This window comes from Flavobacterium sp. JAS (assembly GCF_020991455.1).
GTDB lineage: Bacteria > Bacteroidota > Bacteroidia > Flavobacteriales > Flavobacteriaceae > Flavobacterium.
This window is the reverse complement of the sequence record NZ_JAJMOX010000002.1, coordinates 463127-480974: the sequence shown is the minus strand read 5'-3', so window position 1 is coordinate 480974 and position 17848 is coordinate 463127. Positions and strand designations below refer to the sequence as shown.

Genomic DNA, 17848 nt, shown 5'->3' with positions numbered 1-17848 from the left:
TCTAATTTAAAATTTTAAACTTAATCCCATTTGAACTGTCATTGTCGAGACACGATTCACTGCTAAAGCTGCAGTTGCCCATTCCGGATCGTACCCTTCATAAGATGTAATTACAAACGGATTCAATACATTAATGTATAAACGCATGCTTTTAAGTTTCAATTTATTTATTAAATCATTGTCAAAACTGTATCCTAACGCTATGTTTTGTACTTTGACAAATGATGCATTTTTGTAAAAAGCAACATTATTGGTATCATAATAAACTCCTGCTCCACGTGGCAGTGGATTTGTGTTTGAATATTGAGGCGCAATACCAGCTCCATTTGCTGGAATGTACCAATCATCAAGATCTAATTTTTGACGACCTCTATCTGTAACATCGGCAAAATTATCGTGGAAACCACTAAATACGGTCATTCCCTGATTGGTGATCAATGACATAGACAAATCAAATTGTTTTACTTTTAATGTTGTAGAAAAACTTCCTGACCATTTAGGATCGTAATTTCCTAAAATTGCTCTGTCATTATTAGCATCAATTTTACCATCATTATTCAAATCTTTTACTTTGGCTTCCCCAGGTTTCTGACCATAAGAAAGCGCTTTTGCAGCCTCACTTTCCTGCCATACGCCATCAAAAACATAATTGTAATAAGAGTGAATGTTCTCGCCAATAAATAAATTATTTCCAACATCATCCACCTTATCTTGTCCATAAATAGACTCTAATTTGTTTACGTTTTTAGTGAAAGTAAAGCTGGTTTCCCAAGACACATTTTTCGTTTGAATATTTTTAGTAACTAAAGCAACCTCAATACCTTTATTGCTGATAGACCCAACATTTGAAGTAATTGTAGGAACTCCAATTTCCAGTGGTAATGCTTGTTGAAACAATAAATCTTTTGATAAACGATCGTAAACATCTACACTTCCTGAGATTCTGTTTTTAGCAAATCCAAAGTCTAAACCTAAATTCACCTCTCTTGTTTTCTCCCAGGTAAGATCTGTATTTCCCAGGCTTGAAGAAGTATAACCGTTTGCCGGAGTACCATTAAAATCATAATAAGTTGGCACTTTTAAAACACTTAAACTTGAATAGGGCGCAACGTTATCGTTTCCGGTATAACCAACACTTGCTCTTAATTTTAAATTAGAAATAAAAGATACATTCTTCAAAAATGATTCCTGATTGATATTCCAACCCACAGCTACAGAAGGGAAAGCTGTCCATTTATTACTGTCAGCTAAAACAGATGAACCGTCGTAACGTACCGATGCAGTCAATAAATAACGTCCTTTGTAAGTATAGTTTAAACGAGCTGCATAAGATTCAAGTGTATTTTTAGAATATGGAATAAATACTCCTGAGGGAATTATTGCAATAGATCCTGAAGGTGTTAAATTGTAAGTTGGCTGTGCTCCTGAACCCAAATTGTAAAATCCTGTTTCGAAAGGATTTTCTCTTGAAGATTGGAAATAAGTTTCAGTAGTATTTGAATAAAAACTCTGAAGTAATAAAACATTAAAAACGTGATTCTCTTTTAAAGTATAATTGATATTAAACTGATTGTCCCAAGTATAATTGAAGTTTTGAACATTGGTCACATCTCCAGAGGGTAAACTTTTGTTTTTAAGTCCAAAATCTGTCTGAGCGCCAAGAGATCTTCCTTCTCTTGCACTTATTGAACCTGCTGAGAAAGTCGTTTTGAAAGACAGCCAATTTGTAAATTTATATTCTCCGAATAAATTACCAATTGTGGTAAATCTTTTGATTTCATCGGCAGAATTTGCAATTTCTAAAAGCGGATTATAAGAACCTGTTTTATTGATTGCAAGATTTCCATTTGGATATCTTAATGTTCCCGGCTGTTGTGCATACGTCCCGACAATCTCGTTTCCAGCAGCATCAATTGCCCAAGGCGAAGTATAAGGATTTTGTCTAAAAGCTTCCTGCATGGCAGTTGCGCTTCCTAATTGTTCGTCGGTTTTAGACATGGTAAGATTTACTCCAAATGAAATTTTATCGTTTACTTTATGATTCAAACCTGCTTTAAAGTTGTATTTATCGATACCTTCATTATCAATAACTCCGGTTTCTTTTTGTGCACCAAGACCTATGTTATAAGACAAACCATTATCGGCACGACCCGAAACATTCAGGTAATTATTCCGAGTCATTCCGCCTTTTAGAACGGCATCCTGCCAATTGTAACTTTTATTATTTGCCACTCTTTGAAACAAAACCGGATTGGTTCCTGCCTGACCTACGGCAGTATTCAATTCAGTCGCATCGATATCATTATAAGTTGGGTTTGTGCCTGAAATTGTAGTGGCTAAAAATGCTGATTGATGGTAATACCACCACTTTTCAGGGCTCATTAATTTAGGCAATCTCACCGCCTGTTTGTTTCCATAAGAGCTGTCAAAGGAAACCGTTACTCCAGCTTTAGCATTTGTACCGCTTTTAGTTGTAACAATGATAACCCCGCTTCCTCCTCTTGAACCGTAAATTGCAGCCGAAGAAGCATCTTTCAAGACGTCCATTCTGGCAATATCCTGCGGATTCAAAAAGTCGATATTATCTGTTGGAACGCCATCGACAACAAAAAGTGGCTTAGATCCATCTTTATTAATAGAGTTTGCTCCTCTAATAATAACGTTGAAACCATCACCAATACGTCCAGAGTTTGAAGTTACCTGAACCCCGGCAATACCTCCCTGGATAGCTTCCATTGGGTTGGTAACATTTCTTTCGGTGATTTTTGCCGCTGATAAAGTGTTTACAGCTCCGGTCAAATCTGTCTTTTTTACAGATCCGTAACCTACAACCACAACTTCGTTAAGCGAATTGGATTGTTCTGAAAGACTTACGTTTACTTTAGATTTTCCTGCAATGCTAACTTCCTGAGTCTGAAAACCCAAATAGCTTATCACCAAAATTGCTTTATTACTTGTAACATTTATTTTAAAACTTCCTTCAAAATCTGTCGAAGTTCCGTTTTTAGTCCCTTTTTCCTGGATATTCACTCCCGGAAGTGATAATCCTGCAGCATCAGTAATCTTTCCTTCTACCACCGTCGACTGAGCGTTCATAGTAGTACTCAAAAGGAAATTGAGGAAAAATAAAAACACAAGATTGTATTTTATTTTTTTCTTTGATAATTGTCTAATATTCATAGTTAGGTTAATGGTTTGGTTAATTGATAGTTTTCTTTTTTAATTTTTAATCGATTCTACTTTCTTTCCATTGATATAAGTGCTTATAAAATTTATATTTTTTACGTTTTTTAAAGAGTAAACAGAGTCTACTTTTTCGATTACGACATCTTTAAACGTGATATTTTCTATAGGAGATTCTTTGTAACCATCGGCGAGAATTCCATATTTTCCACCATTTTTTACTTTTATATTTTCAAGGCTGATATTTTTGATTGCGGGTATAAAATTTCCCAACTGACTGCCATATACATCATAAAACATAGTGGCTCTCAAAACACATTCTTTTACGGTTCCAACTTCAAGATTTCGAACATAAATATCCTCTGTGGTTCCGCCACGTTTAGAGTTGGTTTTAATTCTGATGGCTCTTTCCAGATTTGGACTGTCCATTACACAATTTTCAACAAAAACATTGTTTACTCCCCCAGATATTTCGCTTCCCATCACTACGCCACCGTGACCGTCAATCATTTTACAATTCTGAACAATGATGTTTTTACTCGGAATCCCAACTCGTCTTCCGTCTGCATCTCTGCCCGATTTTATAGCAATGCAATCATCTCCGGTATTAAAAGTGCAGTTTCTGATGATTACATTTTGAGAATACTCAGGATCACAACCATCATTATTAGGTCCGTGGCTATTGACTGTTATTCCGTCTACAATTACATTATTGGACTTTATTGGATGTAAAATCCAAAACGGAGCATTAATCACCGTAATATCTTTTACTAAAACCGTGTTACACTGAAAAAACTCAATAAAATTGGGGCGTAAATAATGTCCTTCTCCAAAAACTCTGTCAGAAACCGAAATTCCTTTTTCAGCCATTTCAATTAAAGCAATACGATTAAGAGGATCATTTTGTGAAGGAATTCCTTTTTCCCAACCGTACATTTTACTTCCTGCCCAAATCCACCAATTGCTATTATTTGCTTGTCCGTTTAATGTTCCTTTTCCGGTTATGGCAACATTGGTTTTATTTTTTACATAAATAAGAGGCGAATGATTCATTAATTCTGTTCCTTCAAATGAAGTATGCACTAAAGGATATTCTTTTGAATCGATACTAAAGAGGATCTCCGCTTGATCATCCAGATGTAAATTGACATTACTTTCCAGATGTATAGGTCCTGTCAGGTATTTTCCATTTGGTACAAGAACTTTACCACCGCCATTTTCAGCACAAGCTTTAATCGCTTTTTCAAAAACGGCAGTATTCGATGTTTTCCCATCCGCTACAGCGCCATAATCCATAACATTATAAGTCTTGTCTAAAAAGTGCGTTTGTGGAATGCTTTTTACAATTAAATCCATTTTTTTCCACGGATCAGCTTTAGAAACATTAGAAACTTGTTTTCCACAAGAAAAAAATAACATTGCAAGCAAACTACAAATCACAACTGATTTTGACGCTATAGACTTATTTATAATCATTTGCAGTTAGTTTTTTGGTTTTTCAAACATAAAATTAATATTTATGTAATCGATTACACGAAAGTAGAAAAATTTTTTAATACAGCAAATTTATTTCGAAAATATTTATATATTTAATTTTTATTATGAATTATATTTACATTTAATATAAAAATGTTCCTAATTATTTATCATAATAGGATAGAAAACGTTTTAGCTAGCCTATAATAGTAATCGATAACATTTTATATTTTGATAATAAAAAAAAATGTATTTTTGTCTAACAATTAATTTGAAACACTTTTTGAATGAGCGAAAAAATAACCATTTATGATATTGCCGAGAAATTAAATATCACTGCTGCTACTGTTTCAAGAGCCTTAAATAACAATCCCAAGATAAAAGAGAGTACACGAGAGCTGGTTCTAAAAACCGCTGCATCGATGAACTATAAGCAAAACAAACTTGCCTTAGCCTTAAAAAGCGGTCGTAGCAACAATATAGGTGTAATTGTTCCTCGTATTGATAGTAACTTCTTTGCCTCTGTAATTAGAGGCGTTGAAGAAGAACTTCATCCCCATGGTTATCAGGTTATTATTTGCCAGACTCATGAAGATCCAAAAAGAGAAAATGAAAATCTATATACTTTAATTGATGCCCAAGTAGACGGAATCATTATGTCGGTTACAGATGTGACTAACGAGAATGATGGTGCTTTTCATAATGTTTTAGAGAAAAATGTTCCACTAATCTTTTTTGACAGAAGCAAACATATTGAAGGTGTTAGCTCTGTAACAATCAATGATTTTAAAGGCGGCTACATCACAACAAAACATTTAATTGATGAAGGTTGCCGTTGTATTGCTCACTTCTCTGGAGATCAGTCTCTTGAAATATTCAAAAATCGTTTCTTAGGTTACAAACAAGCTTTACTGGATAACGGAATGACTTTTAAGGAAGAGTACGTTATTCATACTAAAAGTAGTGTTGATGCCGGAAAACAAGCTATTGATACTTTATTAAAATTAGAAACTCCGCCAGATGCTATATTTTCGGCGAGTGATTTTGCGGCTTTAGGTGCCATTCAGGAGTTAAAAGAACGCAATATCAGTATTCCTAAAGACTTTTGTGTAGCGGGTTTCAGTAACGAACCTTTTACCAAATTCATGGAATTGTCTATAACTTCTGTTGATCAGTCTCCACTTGAAATGGGTAAAATGTCAGCACGTGTTTTCTTAGAACAAGTCGATAAAACCAATACAATCAAAATCGAAAAAAAGGTAGTACTCGCTCCGGAATTACACATTCGCAAATCGTCTTCAAGAACTACCTCTTAAGTTTTTCACCATATAAGTTATATAAGCAAATATAAGACTGCACTAAAAAAAAATAGCCACGAATTCACGAATGATTGCGCATAATAAATTAGAATAATTCGTGAATTCGTGGCTAAAAAATCTTTTTTATCTATGGCAAAAAAAATAAGCTCATTGTTAAATGAGCTTATATAATTTATATGGTAAACTTTTTATAACGAAACTCCTCTTTTCCAAGGAATAAAATCGTTTTGGTTTAGGATTGCTGCTTTGGTTTTAATGGTTCCGCTAGCAACATCTATAATAAATTCTAACATTTCGTCTGCCATTTGATCTATTGATTTTTCGCCAGTGATAATTCCTCCAGTGTCAATATCGATAATATCTGACATTTTCTTAGCCAAATCAGAGTTTGATGAAATCTTCACAACCGGCGCAATTGGATTTCCTGTTGGTGTTCCAAGTCCTGTTGTAAACAAAACCATATTTGCTCCTGAGCCTACCATTGCAGTCGTACATTCAACATCATTTCCTGGCGTACAAAGCAAGTTTAATCCCGGTTTTGTAATATATTCACCATAATCCGAAACACCTACAATTGGTGAAGTCCCACCTTTTTTGGCCGCTCCAGCAGATTTCATGGCATCTGTAATTAAACCGTCTTTAATATTTCCCGGAGACGGATTCATATCAAATCCCGAACCTGCATCGACAACGGTTTTTTCATACCATTTCATCAATTGCAGGAAACGTTCTCCTCCTTCATCTTCAACACAGCGATTTACTAACTCCTGTTCCACACCGCATAATTCAGGAAATTCAGAAAGTATTGTAGTTCCGCCCAAAGCAGCCAATAAATCTGAGGTTACTCCCAATGTTGGATTTGCCGAAATTCCCGAGAATCCATCAGAACCACCACATTCTAAACCAATTTTCAGTTTAGATAATGGCGCAGGAGTTCTCTTGAGTTCGTTTGCTTTTTTAATCGCTTCGAAGGTATCTTTTACAACACTGCTTAACATCGTTTCAATCGTACCAATTTGTTGTTGATCGTAAATTAGAACTGGCTTTTTACTGTTCGGATTTATCTCGTCTAATGCATCTTTAAAGATCTGAATTTGAAGATTCTGACAGCCTAAACTCAAAACCGTCGCGCCCGCAACATTCGGGTTGTTTACATAACCCGCCAATAATTTAGCCAGACTATGCGAATCCTGACGAATTCCGCCACAGCCACCTTGATGCGTGATGAATTTTACTTCAATATTATTGAATAAATTAGCATCGTTTGAAGCCGCTTCATTTCCGTGGCCACCAGTTTCTGATTTCACCAAAGAACGCAGCAACAATTGATAATCATTCTCTTTTGGTTTCATTAATTCTTTCTCAAAAATATCTTTTAGGATTTCGATATTTCTGTTTTCACAGAAAACTAACGGAAAAAACAACCATACATTCTCGGTTCCAACTTGACCATCCTCTCTGTGATACCCCAGGAAAGTTCTGTCTTTCCACTTGTCGATATTTGGAGCGGTCCAACCAATAGTTTCGGTTTTACCGGTTACTTTATCACTTTCGTGTTTTACATTTGAAGTAGAAAGCAAACCGCCTTTTTCAATTCTATCACTGGCTTTTCCAACCAAAACACCGTACATAATAATCCTGTCTCCTACATTAAAAGGAACCATTGCGATTTTATGTTTCATCTTTACATCCGTCTCAATAGCAATATCTTCTCCTTCAAAGTTAATTACCTCTCCGGCCTCAAGATTTACTAAGGCTACCGCAACATTATCAGTAGGATGAACTTTTATTAATTTCTTTTGCGTTGTCATAACTATCGTATGTAAGTTCTTTAATTTAGTTGTTTTTGAAAATTGACAAAGCCCTGTTCTACTCCATTTGCATCAATTTCTTCGAGCGCTTTTGCAATTGCATCTGTCAATCCTGGAATCGTTGTTAAATCTTCATCCCAGAAACTTTTATTCTGCAAAGTAAGTCTTGCTATTTTAGTATAATCATCTGATGTCCAAAGTCCATCGAAAAAAGATGTAATATCTTCACTGTCATTTACAGGCAAATTTTCACCTTTCCATGTTCCTTTGTAAAAACGAATTAAACATGCAAACGCAAAGGTTAAATGAACTGGAAGTTTATGATGAATGTCAACATATCGGGTTAAACTTGGCAATACACGTACTTTGAATTTCGAAACTGAATTTAAAGCAATTGAAGACAATAAATGCTTGATAAACGGGTTTCTAAAACGGTCTAATATTTCTTCGGCGAAACTTGTTAATTCCGCTTTATCCATGTTTAAAGTTTCATTAATTTCCTCAAAAACTGCCTTGTTTACAAATTCTCCTGTAAAGGCATTATCAACAGTTTCTTTAACGGTTTCATTTCCATAAAGCAACGAAAACGGAACCATTGCAGTATGTGCTCCATTTAAAATTCGAACTTTTCGTGTGCGATAAGGCTGCATATCAGCCACTATTTTTACATCCAAATCTGTTTTTTCAAACGGAAGTTTCGCTTTGAGTTTATCATCACCTTCAATTACCCACAAAAAGAAACTTTCGGCGCTTACAATCAAATCATCTTTATATTCTAACTGACTGTTATATTCTTCAATCTGATCTTTTGGATATCCCGGTACAATTCTATCCACCAAAGTATTGTGGAAAGAACAATCATTTATCAGCCATAATTTAAAATCAGCCTCCAGATTCCAATCTGCACAATACTTTAAAACAATTTCCTTCAAAGTATCTGAATTGTAATTTATTAACTCACATGGTATAATTGTCAGCGCTTTTGATTTATCACCTTTAAAATGCTTAAATCTTTCATATAAAAGTACGGTTAATTTTGCAGGAAATGAAACTGGCGGCTGCATTGTTACGCGATCAGATTCGATATATTCAATACCGGCTTCTGTTGTATTTGAGATTATAAAAGCCAACTCTTCTTCTTTGGCTAAAGCCAAAAATTCCTGAAAAGAAGCATAAGGATCAACCGCTTTTACAATATTGGTGATTAACTCTTTTTCCTGAATTTCTTCGCCCTTTTTCACCCCTTTCATGAACAAAGTATACAAACCGTCCTGAGCATTTATCATATTGACCAAACCTTTATCAATTGGCTGCACAAGGGCAATTCCGGCATTAAAATCTGCTTTTTGATTTAATTTTTGAAAAGCAAATTCTACAAAGGCTCTTAAGAAATTACCTTCGCCAAATTGCACTATTTTAATTGGAAGTTTCTTTGAAAATTCCGTGTTTGATCTGTTTATTTTTTCCATTATAATTTCTTTAAAGTGTTATAAATAACCACAATAAATACCTTATTCGTTTCTTTATCAAAGGATTTCTAACTTGTAAAAGAAACATTACACTTGTTTATGATAAATAGAAACTTGCTGTGAGGAATGACAAGTATTATTTTTTCAAGCGTAATGTTCAATTACAATCTAAAATCTAAAAAAAAACGCAATTAAATAAGGAATTGGCATGATTACTCCTTATTTATTTTTAATATTATTTATGATCTCAAGAACCTGACTTACTTTAGTTTTTAATCCCTTAAAATCATTATTATCCAGAATATCTTTTGATATCAATTGCGATCCTATTCCCACGCAATACGCACCGGCATTAAACCAAGAAGTTAAACTTTCTACCGTTGGCAAAACGCCGCCTGTTGGCATAATATTCGTCCACGGACACGGACCCTTTATAGCTTTTATAAATTCAGGACCGTAAATATCTCCGGGAAATAATTTTACAATTTCGCAACCTAATTCTTCTGCTCTGGCAATTTCTGTTAGCGTCCCGCATCCTGGTGACCATAATACTTTACGGCGATTACAGGCAATTGCAATATCTTCTCTAAAAACTGGCGTTACAATAAAATTAGCGCCCAAACTCATATACAATGACGCTGCCCCAGCATCTGTAATTGAACCAACTCCCAAGATCATTCCCGGTAATTCGGCCAAAGCATATTTGTTTAAAGCTCCAAAAACTTCATGTGCAAAATCGCCTCTGCTGGTAAATTCCATTAAACGAGCGCCACCATCATAACACGCTTTCAGTACTTTTTTACTAATTTCTAAATCTGAATGAAAAAACAGCGGAACCATTCCGTTTTCCTTCATCGTTAAAGCCACTTCTATTCTTGAATATTTTGCCATATATTATTAATTATCTCGATACTAATCCTGCCAAATTACCATCAATCATATTTTCAACTTCTTTTAAACTTACCAAATTATAATCACCTGCAATTGTATGTTTTAAACAACAAGCCGCAACTGCAAAATCTAAAGCTTTCTGGTTGTTATTTTGATATTCTAATAATCCGTAAATCAATCCTCCCATAAATGCATCCCCACTTCCTACTCGATCTACAACCGGAGTAACTTCTTTAACTACAGCATGATAAATTGCTTTTCCGTCAAACAAAACACCACCAATTCGTTGATGTGAGGCGCTTACAGAATAACGCAAAGTCGTCGCAACCGTTTTTAAATTCGGCATCAAATCAAACAACTTCGAGTACAAAACCGGAAGCGATTTCTCATCCTGATAATTCGGGTTTACTTTCGGAATTCCCAACATGAAATAAGCGGTATCAATATCTCCCAAAATAACATTGCTGTATTTCAACATTTCCGGCATAACATCACTTGGAGTTTTGCCATATTGCCACAATTTTGATCTGTAATTTAAGTCGCATGAAATCGTGATTCCTAGTTTATGAGCTACTTTAATCGCTTCTAAACAAGCTTCGGCAGCTGTTTCAGAAATTGCCGGAGTAATTCCACTCCAGTGAAACCAGTTGGCGCCTTCCAGAACTTTTTCCCAGTTAATATTTCCTTTTTCAATAGTTGCCATTGAACTGTGCGCTCTGTCGTAAACCACATTACTTCCACGGGTTCCTGCACCGGTTTCCAAAAAATAGATTCCTAAACGTTCGCCTCCATAAATGATGTTTTTGGATTCGACATTCATTTTTCGCATTTCTTTTAAAGCCGAAAAACCAATTTCGTTTTCAGGCAATCTTGTTACAAATTCTGCATTCAAACCATAATTTGCCAAAGACACACAAACATTAAATTCCCCGCCTCCATAAGAAGCTCCAAATTCCTTAGCTTGTGAAAAACGCAAATGCCTTTCCGTCGAAAGACGCAACATAATTTCTCCAAATGCAACTACTTTATTCATATAAATATTTTTTTGCCACAGATTCTAAATGATTAAAAAAATTAAGCAATGCTAAAATTCTTTCTTCTTTCTTCTATATTCTTTCCTCTTTCTTCTTTCCTCTTTCTTCTTAACTAAAATTTGAAATATTCTTTTGCGTTGTTGTATGAAATATCCTGAACCATTTTTCCTATCCATTCCATGTCGTTTGGAAGTTCACCACGTTTGATCTCGTCTCCTAAAAGATTACATAAAATACGTCTGAAATATTCGTGTCTTGGAAAAGATAAAAAGCTTCTAGAATCTGTTAACATTCCAACGAAACAGCTAATTAAACCCATATTCGAAAGCGCATTTAATTGCTTTGTCATTCCGTCTTTCTGGTCTAAAAACCACCATCCTGAACCAAATTGTACTTTCCCTTTAACACTTCCGTCATTGAAATTTCCAATCATCGTCGCCATCACTTCATTATCAGACGGATTCAGATTGTAAATGATCGTTTTTGTCAATTTATCTTTACTGTCTAGTGCATTTAAAAAGCTCGATAATTTTTGTGCCTGCGGAAAATCACTAATAGAATCCCAACCTGTATCAGGACCTAAAATTCTGTGCATACGCGCATTGTTATTTCTCAAAGCGCCTAAATGAAATTGTTGCACCCAGCCAAATTCATGATACGTTTCGGATAAAAACAATAAAATTGCACTTTGAAATTTCAGCCCTTCTTCAGAGGTTATCGTTTGATTTTCTCTTTTCTTTTTGAAGATCGAATTGATTTCACTCTGGGTAAAATTTTCAAAGTAAATCTGGTCTAAACCGTGATCACTAAGTTTACAACCGTTTTGATTGAAATACTCCACTCGCTTTTTTAATGCATTGCATAAATCGACATACGTATTAATTGCAATTCCGGACACATCCCCTAATGTGTCCAGATATGCATTATAACCATCATTAGAAATTAAGATGGCTTTATCAGGTCTGAAAGCCGTACTCATTTTGATTCCAATTGGATTTTTTATCAGTTTCTGATGAAACTCCAAACTATCAATTGGATCTTCGGTGGTACAAACCACTTCAGCATTTACTTTTTTAAGCAGGTTTTGCGTGCTATAAGCTTCAGAATTAATTTTTTCTGAAGTTTCGATATATATTTTCTCTGCCGATTTTTCATTCAATAAATCATAGATATCAAAATAACGCGCCAATTCTAAGTGCGTCCAATGATATAAAGGATTACGCATCGTATACGGAACGGTTTTTCCCCAGTTTAAAAACTTGTCTTTATCAGATCCGTTTCCAGTAACAAATTGTTCGTTAACCCCCAAAGTACGCATTGCGCGCCATTTGTAGTGATCTCCATTTATCCAAACCTGCGTGATGTTGTCAAAGATTTTATCCTGGGCAATAAACTGCGGACTCAAATGATTGTGGTAATCTATTATGGGTTGATTCTTAGAATAGTTATGATATAATTCTTCCGCGAATTTATTTTCAAGTAAAAAATTATCGTTTATAAAACTTTGATTTGCGCTCATGTTTTTTTTATTATAATTGAGACTTATACCTCGTTTGATGGTTTGCCAATTGTGGCCAGAATTCCTCCATCGACATACAAAATATGACCGTTTACAAAGTCACTAGCTTTTGAAGATAAAAATATTGCTGCTCCGGCTAAATCACCCGGATCGCCCCATTTTGCGGCAGGAGTTCTGCTGATTATAAAATCGTTAAACGGATGTCCGTCAACTCTAATCGGTTTTGTTTGTTCAGTAGCAAAATATCCCGGACCAATTGCGTTGATCTGCAGGTTGTATTTTGCCCATTCTGTTGCCATATTTTTGGTCAGCATCTTAAGACCGCCTTTTGCGGCAGCATAAGCGCCAACGGTATTTCTACCTAATTCGCTCATCATCGAGCAAATGTTGATGATTTTTCCTTGTCGTCTCTCGATCATTGCTTTGGCAACATGTTTTGAAACGATAAAGGGAGAAACCAAATCGATATCAATTACTTCTTTAAAATCGGCAACTTCCATTTCGATAAGCGGAATTCTTTTGATAATTCCTGCGTTATTAATCAGGATCGCAATTGGTCCAACTTCACTTTCAATTTTCTCAATGGCGCTAATCACTTCTTTTTCATCGGTTACATTAAATTTATAACCAACAGCATTTATTCCTTCGCTTTGAAGTTCTTTTACAGCATCATCAATTTTTTGCTCAGAGGAGTTTCCGTTTACGATAATTATGGCTCCAGCCTCACCTAAACCTTTTGCCATTGCCATTCCAAGTCCGTGCGTACTTCCTGTGATAAGGGCTATTTTTCCTTTTATATCAAATAAATCTATCATGATTCTTATCTTAAATCTGTGATTTTACAAACGTCCATATCTCCGTAATCCAAGTTCTCACCGGCCATTCCCCAGATAAAAGTATAGTTACTGGTTCCTGAACCTGAGTGAATCGACCAAGGCGGAGAAATTACCGCTTGATGATTGTTCATCCAGATATGTCTTGTTTCCTGAGGTTGTCCCATAAAATGACAAACCGCCTGATTCTCGGGAATATCCAAATAAAAATAAACTTCCATACGACGATCGTGAACGTGTGCCGGCATCGTATTCCAAACACTTCCGGGTTTTAACTCTGTCATTCCCATTTGCAATTGGCAAGTAGTAACAACACTGCCAATAATCATTTGGTTAACGGTTCTGTGATTTGCCGTTTCCATAGTTCCCAGTTGTAATTTATTGGCCTGGGCCAAACTCACTTTTACTGTTGGATACGTTGTATGTGCCGGAGCGGAATTAATATAGTATTTAGCAGGATTTTGGGGATCGTCACTTTTAAAAATTACTTCTTTATTTCCGCTGCCGATGTATAGAGCATCTTTGAAATCAAGTTCGAAAGATTTTCCTTCGACAACAACAGAACCTTTCGCGCCAACATTAATAATTCCTATTTCTCTTCTTTCCAGAAAATAACTTGCTTTAAGCGGATCGATACTTTCCAGTAATAAATCACCTTTTACCGGAACTGCAGATCCCGCAATATATCTGTCGTAATGCGAATAGGTTAATACAATTTCATCTTCCTGCATAAGATCCTCAATTAAGAATTCAGATCTTAATTCCTGAGTATCATATTTTTTAACAGCTTCCGGACTTGACGCGTATCTTGAACTATATTTTGTCATAATTTTATTTTAATGTAATCGATTGCACAAAATTAGATTTTTATTTTAAAATACCTTTTAGTTTCCTCAAAAAAAATAAAAATCTTATAAATCTGTGATTGGACGGTATTTTGGAACCAACGTTTTCATGACACACCAACCTGTTAAGTAACAAACGGCGCAAATAGAGAAAATGATAAAGTATCCGGCTTCAATTCCTTTAAAACCCATGAAAGCCATATTGGTTTGTTTTGCGTGATCGAATAATAATCCTGAACCTTTGTTGATTAAAGTAGAACCAACACCTCCGGCTAAACCTCCAATTCCTGTAATTGTGGCAATTGCTTTTTTAGGAAACATATCTCCAACTGTAGTAAAAATATTTGCCGACCACGATTGATGTGCCGCACCTGCAATCCCAATTATAATTACCGGAAGCCAATAACTATAATGACCTAAAGGCTGCGCAACGAGTGCTAATAAAGGGAAAAATGCAAAAATTAACATTGCTCTCATTCTTCCTTCGTACGGATTCATTCCTTTCTTTTCGACAAAATAAGTTGGAAGCCAGCCACCAATAATAGAAAGCAAAGTGATCATATATAATACAAACAAAGGCAAAGCGGCTTGTGTAGAATCCATTCCGTAAACAGAGCTTAAATAGGCCGGAGTCCAGAACAAAAAGAACCACCAAACACCATCTGTCATAAATTTACCAAAAGCAAAAGCCCAGGTTTGTTTGTATTTAAAACAATCTACTAAGGAAACTTTGGTTTTAGTCTCCGCAATATATCCAACTAATTTACTATCAGCAATATCGTCTTGTTGAATATACTCTAATTCGGCAGCGCTAACTTTTGGATGCTTCTCTGGTTTATCATACATAAAAACCCAAAATCCCATCCAGACAAAACCAAGCGCACCGATGATAATAAATGCCATTTCCCAACCAAAAGCTTCAGCGATAAATGGTATTGATATTGGTGCTGCCAAGGCACCAACAGTAGCGCCGGCATTAAATATACTAGTTGAAAATGCTCTGTCTTTTTTAGGAAAATATTCGGCTGTTGTTTTAATTGCCGCAGGAAAATTTCCCGCCTCACCAATTGCCAAAACAAATCGCGCAAAAATGAACAAGGTAACACTTACATTAATCACCATCGCGGTATCTTTTACCAGATGAATCGCTTCTTTAGCGCCTTGAAAACCTACAAACCAGTTTCCTGTAATAATTCCAGCTGTTGCAATACCGCAAAATGCATGCAAACAAGCTCCCAAAGACCAAATACCGATTGCCCAAAGAAATCCTTTTTTAGTATCTAACCAATCTACAAAACGTCCGGCAAATAATAAAGAAACTGCATAAAATATAGAAAACAATGCTGTGATATTTCCGTAATCATTATTAGTCCAATGAAATTCAGGCGCAATAAAATCGCTCCACGTCAAAGAAAGCACTTGTCTGTCTAAATAATTGATTGTGGTTGCAAAAAATAGCAATGCGCAAATACTCCAACGGTACTTTCCTGTAGTTTTAGTGGTTTGGCTCATAATAACTGCATCGGTTTGGTTCATGGTAATGGTTTATTATAAAATTTATAATTTTTGGCCTTTCAATTTCATTATTTCTTCAAGGAATCATTAAATCTAATAGATTCAAATCAAATAAAAAATCAAATAATGTAATCGATTGCACAAATATACTTTTAAATCTTTATATTCCAAATAATTTGTATAAAAAATTAATTTAAGTCTATAAATAAACACATCACACAAAAAACTTAAACCATAATTACATATTAAACAATATATTTGTTAAATGTATGTTTCATGAAAAACTATAATATATTATCGAAAAACTACGCTTAAATAAATCTTTTTCGGGCTTGGTTTAATCTATTTTTTTATATTCGAAAGTTGATACTACTTTTTAAAGATTTAACAACTCAAATCAACTTTTATAAAGTAAATTACAGCCCGATTACAACAACCTTAAATACTTTTAAATTGAAAACTTCAAAAAAACATCTTTCTAAAAAAGCACTCCTAATTGCCATACTATTCTTAGCACTTATAAATTCGGTACAAGCACAAAATGTAATACCACTTTGGAGCAAAATTCCAGGAGAAATAAAAGCCACAGATTATACTGAAAAAGAATTGATCGAAAACGCAAAAGTGCAAAGTACAAGTCAGGTTACAATACCTACTTTAAGTATCTTTTTGCCAAAAGAAAAAAAGACAATTCAAAGCGCTGTGATTATTCTGCCCGGCGGAGGATATCAGCATTTAGCTATTGATAAAGAAGGAACTAAAGTAGCCCAATGGTTCAATAGTCTAGGGATTGCTGCATTTGTATTAAAATACAGATTACCAAACGATTTAATCATGAAGAATAAAAACATTGGTCCTTTACAAGATGCGCAGGAAGCTGTGCGTTATGTTCGTCAAAATGCTGCAAAATGGAATATTGATCCAAATAAAATTGGCGTCTTAGGATTCTCTGCTGGCGGACATTTAGCTTCTACTATTGCAACTCATTATGACGATAAAATATATGAAACCAACTCAAAAGTAAGTGCAAGACCAGATTTCTCACTTTTGATTTATCCTGTAATTTCGATGCAAAATGATATTACGCACAAAGGCTCACAAACCAGTTTATTGGGCAATAATCCATCACAGGAATTAATCGATTCTTTTTCTAACGAAAAGAAAGTAACCGCTCAAACACCGCCAACATTTTTGATTCATGCTACAGACGATACGGTGGTTTTACCAGAAAACTCAATTAATTACTATCTAGCACTTAAAAACAATGGAGTTTCTGCAGAAATGCATATATATGAAAAAGGCGGACACGGTTTTGGTTTAGGCGTTAACGATACTAGTAAATACTGGACCAGAGATCTTGAAGAGTGGTTAAAAAGCAACCATTATAAAAACTAAGCCAAAAAAAAAGGGTTTTTAGAATCAGTTAAAAAAAACCAACTCTAAAAACCCAATAAAAATTAGACGGTCTTGTACTCTTGCAAATTTATACAAACCTACCCACGATCAAATGAATACGCCCAATTTTCATTGTAATAAAAAAATGTTTCTCCAAAAACAGTTTATCATAGAATAAAATATGATGTTTAAAAAGGCAAAATCATCATATTCTCTTACTTCTATAGCGCAAAACTACAAGCAACTTTGATGACTTCATTACGGGTTTCCTCATTTTACTAAAAAAAAATCGCTTTTCATTCCCCAAAAACTCTAATCAACTGTTTTATATCAATTTACAAATACTTTTTTACTAAAACTTTTTTTTAGAATACCGCCCTTAAGCCACTGAAATAAGGCGCTAGGTTATTAAGGTTTTAATTTATTGTTATTTTATATCGTTGCTAAGTTTCTAAGATACTATCCCGAACCTATCGGGACTAAGATTTCTTATTCTAGGTTAAGTTGAACTAGTTTTATAACTAATAAGTTTGTCAAGTAAATTAGAAGTTCTTTTTT

The 17848-nt window shown here is 34.9% G+C and carries 12 protein-coding genes; 2 read left to right on the top strand and 10 right to left on the bottom strand.

Going from position 1 to position 17848, the window contains the following annotated elements; translation table 11 throughout:
- Positions 1-6 precede the first annotated feature (6 nt).
- A complete protein-coding gene (locus LPB88_RS04025; RefSeq protein ID WP_230712672.1) occupies positions 7-3135 on the bottom strand; it encodes a TonB-dependent receptor in 3129 nt (1042 codons plus the stop codon).
- Between the two features lie 84 nt (positions 3136-3219).
- A complete protein-coding gene (locus LPB88_RS04020; protein ID WP_230712670.1) occupies positions 3220-4659 on the bottom strand; it encodes a glycoside hydrolase family 28 protein in 1440 nt (479 codons plus the stop codon).
- 287 nt (positions 4660-4946) lie between these two features.
- Here LPB88_RS04020 and LPB88_RS04015 point away from each other — a divergent pair, with 287 nt between their 5' ends.
- A complete protein-coding gene (locus tag LPB88_RS04015) occupies positions 4947-5975 on the top strand; it encodes a LacI family DNA-binding transcriptional regulator (protein WP_230712668.1) in 1029 nt (342 codons plus the stop codon).
- A gap of 191 nt (positions 5976-6166) precedes the next feature.
- Here the strand turns inward: LPB88_RS04015 and LPB88_RS04010 are convergent, their stop codons facing one another.
- The 8 genes from LPB88_RS04010 to LPB88_RS03975 form a co-directional block, all read right to left on the bottom strand.
- A complete protein-coding gene (locus tag LPB88_RS04010) occupies positions 6167-7789 on the bottom strand; it encodes a UxaA family hydrolase (RefSeq protein WP_230712667.1) in 1623 nt (540 codons plus the stop codon).
- A 20-nt stretch (positions 7790-7809) separates the two neighbouring features.
- Entirely contained in the window at positions 7810-9258 is a 1449-nt protein-coding gene (locus tag LPB88_RS04005; protein ID WP_230712665.1) for a tagaturonate reductase, read from the bottom strand.
- 219 nt (positions 9259-9477) lie between these two features.
- Entirely contained in the window at positions 9478-10149 is a 672-nt protein-coding gene (locus LPB88_RS04000) for a bifunctional 4-hydroxy-2-oxoglutarate aldolase/2-dehydro-3-deoxy-phosphogluconate aldolase (RefSeq protein ID WP_230712662.1), read from the bottom strand.
- A gap of 10 nt (positions 10150-10159) precedes the next feature.
- Positions 10160-11182 (bottom strand): sugar kinase, encoded by a 1023-nt coding sequence (locus tag LPB88_RS03995; RefSeq protein WP_230712660.1) that lies wholly within the window; start codon positions 11180-11182, stop codon positions 10160-10162.
- Between the two features lie 113 nt (positions 11183-11295).
- Positions 11296-12702: a glucuronate isomerase gene (uxaC, locus tag LPB88_RS03990; protein ID WP_230712658.1), complete on the bottom strand. Its 1407-nt coding sequence runs from the start codon at positions 12700-12702 to the stop codon at positions 11296-11298.
- Positions 12703-12725: 23 nt separating this feature from the next.
- Complete coding sequence (locus LPB88_RS03985) at positions 12726-13517, bottom strand: gluconate 5-dehydrogenase (protein ID WP_230712656.1); 792 nt, start codon at positions 13515-13517, stop codon at positions 12726-12728.
- A gap of 5 nt (positions 13518-13522) precedes the next feature.
- Positions 13523-14362 (bottom strand): 5-dehydro-4-deoxy-D-glucuronate isomerase, encoded by an 840-nt coding sequence (gene kduI, locus LPB88_RS03980; protein WP_230712654.1) that lies wholly within the window; start codon positions 14360-14362, stop codon positions 13523-13525.
- An 84-nt stretch (positions 14363-14446) separates the two neighbouring features.
- Positions 14447-15916, bottom strand: coding sequence for an MFS transporter (locus LPB88_RS03975; protein WP_230712652.1), 1470 nt, complete (start codon positions 15914-15916; stop codon positions 14447-14449).
- Between the two features lie 432 nt (positions 15917-16348).
- Between LPB88_RS03975 and LPB88_RS03970 the strand changes: the two genes are divergently transcribed.
- Positions 16349-17290 carry an alpha/beta hydrolase gene (locus LPB88_RS03970; RefSeq protein WP_230712650.1) on the top strand — a complete coding sequence of 314 codons (942 nt, stop codon included), beginning with the start codon at positions 16349-16351 and terminating at the stop codon, positions 17288-17290.
- The last annotated feature ends 558 nt before the right edge of the window (positions 17291-17848 follow it).

What these genes read in the sequence shown, in the direction of transcription:
- LPB88_RS04010 (WP_230712667.1), bottom strand. Translation starts at nt 7,789, where the DNA reads ATGACAACGCAAAAGAAATTAATAAAAGTTCATCCTACTGATAATGTT.
- LPB88_RS04015 (WP_230712668.1), top strand. Translation starts at nt 4,947, where the DNA reads ATGAGCGAAAAAATAACCATTTATGATATTGCCGAGAAATTAAATATC.
- kduI (WP_230712654.1), bottom strand. Translation starts at nt 14,362, where the DNA reads ATGACAAAATATAGTTCAAGATACGCGTCAAGTCCGGAAGCTGTTAAA.
- LPB88_RS03975 (WP_230712652.1), bottom strand. Translation starts at nt 15,916, where the DNA reads ATGAACCAAACCGATGCAGTTATTATGAGCCAAACCACTAAAACTACA.
- LPB88_RS04005 (WP_230712665.1), bottom strand. Translation starts at nt 9,258, where the DNA reads ATGGAAAAAATAAACAGATCAAACACGGAATTTTCAAAGAAACTTCCA.
- LPB88_RS03985 (WP_230712656.1), bottom strand. Translation starts at nt 13,517, where the DNA reads ATGATAGATTTATTTGATATAAAAGGAAAAATAGCCCTTATCACAGGA.
- LPB88_RS04000 (WP_230712662.1), bottom strand. Translation starts at nt 10,149, where the DNA reads ATGGCAAAATATTCAAGAATAGAAGTGGCTTTAACGATGAAGGAAAAC.
- LPB88_RS03995 (WP_230712660.1), bottom strand. Translation starts at nt 11,182, where the DNA reads ATGAATAAAGTAGTTGCATTTGGAGAAATTATGTTGCGTCTTTCGACG.
- LPB88_RS04020 (WP_230712670.1), bottom strand. Translation starts at nt 4,659, where the DNA reads ATGATTATAAATAAGTCTATAGCGTCAAAATCAGTTGTGATTTGTAGT.
- uxaC (WP_230712658.1), bottom strand. Translation starts at nt 12,702, where the DNA reads ATGAGCGCAAATCAAAGTTTTATAAACGATAATTTTTTACTTGAAAAT.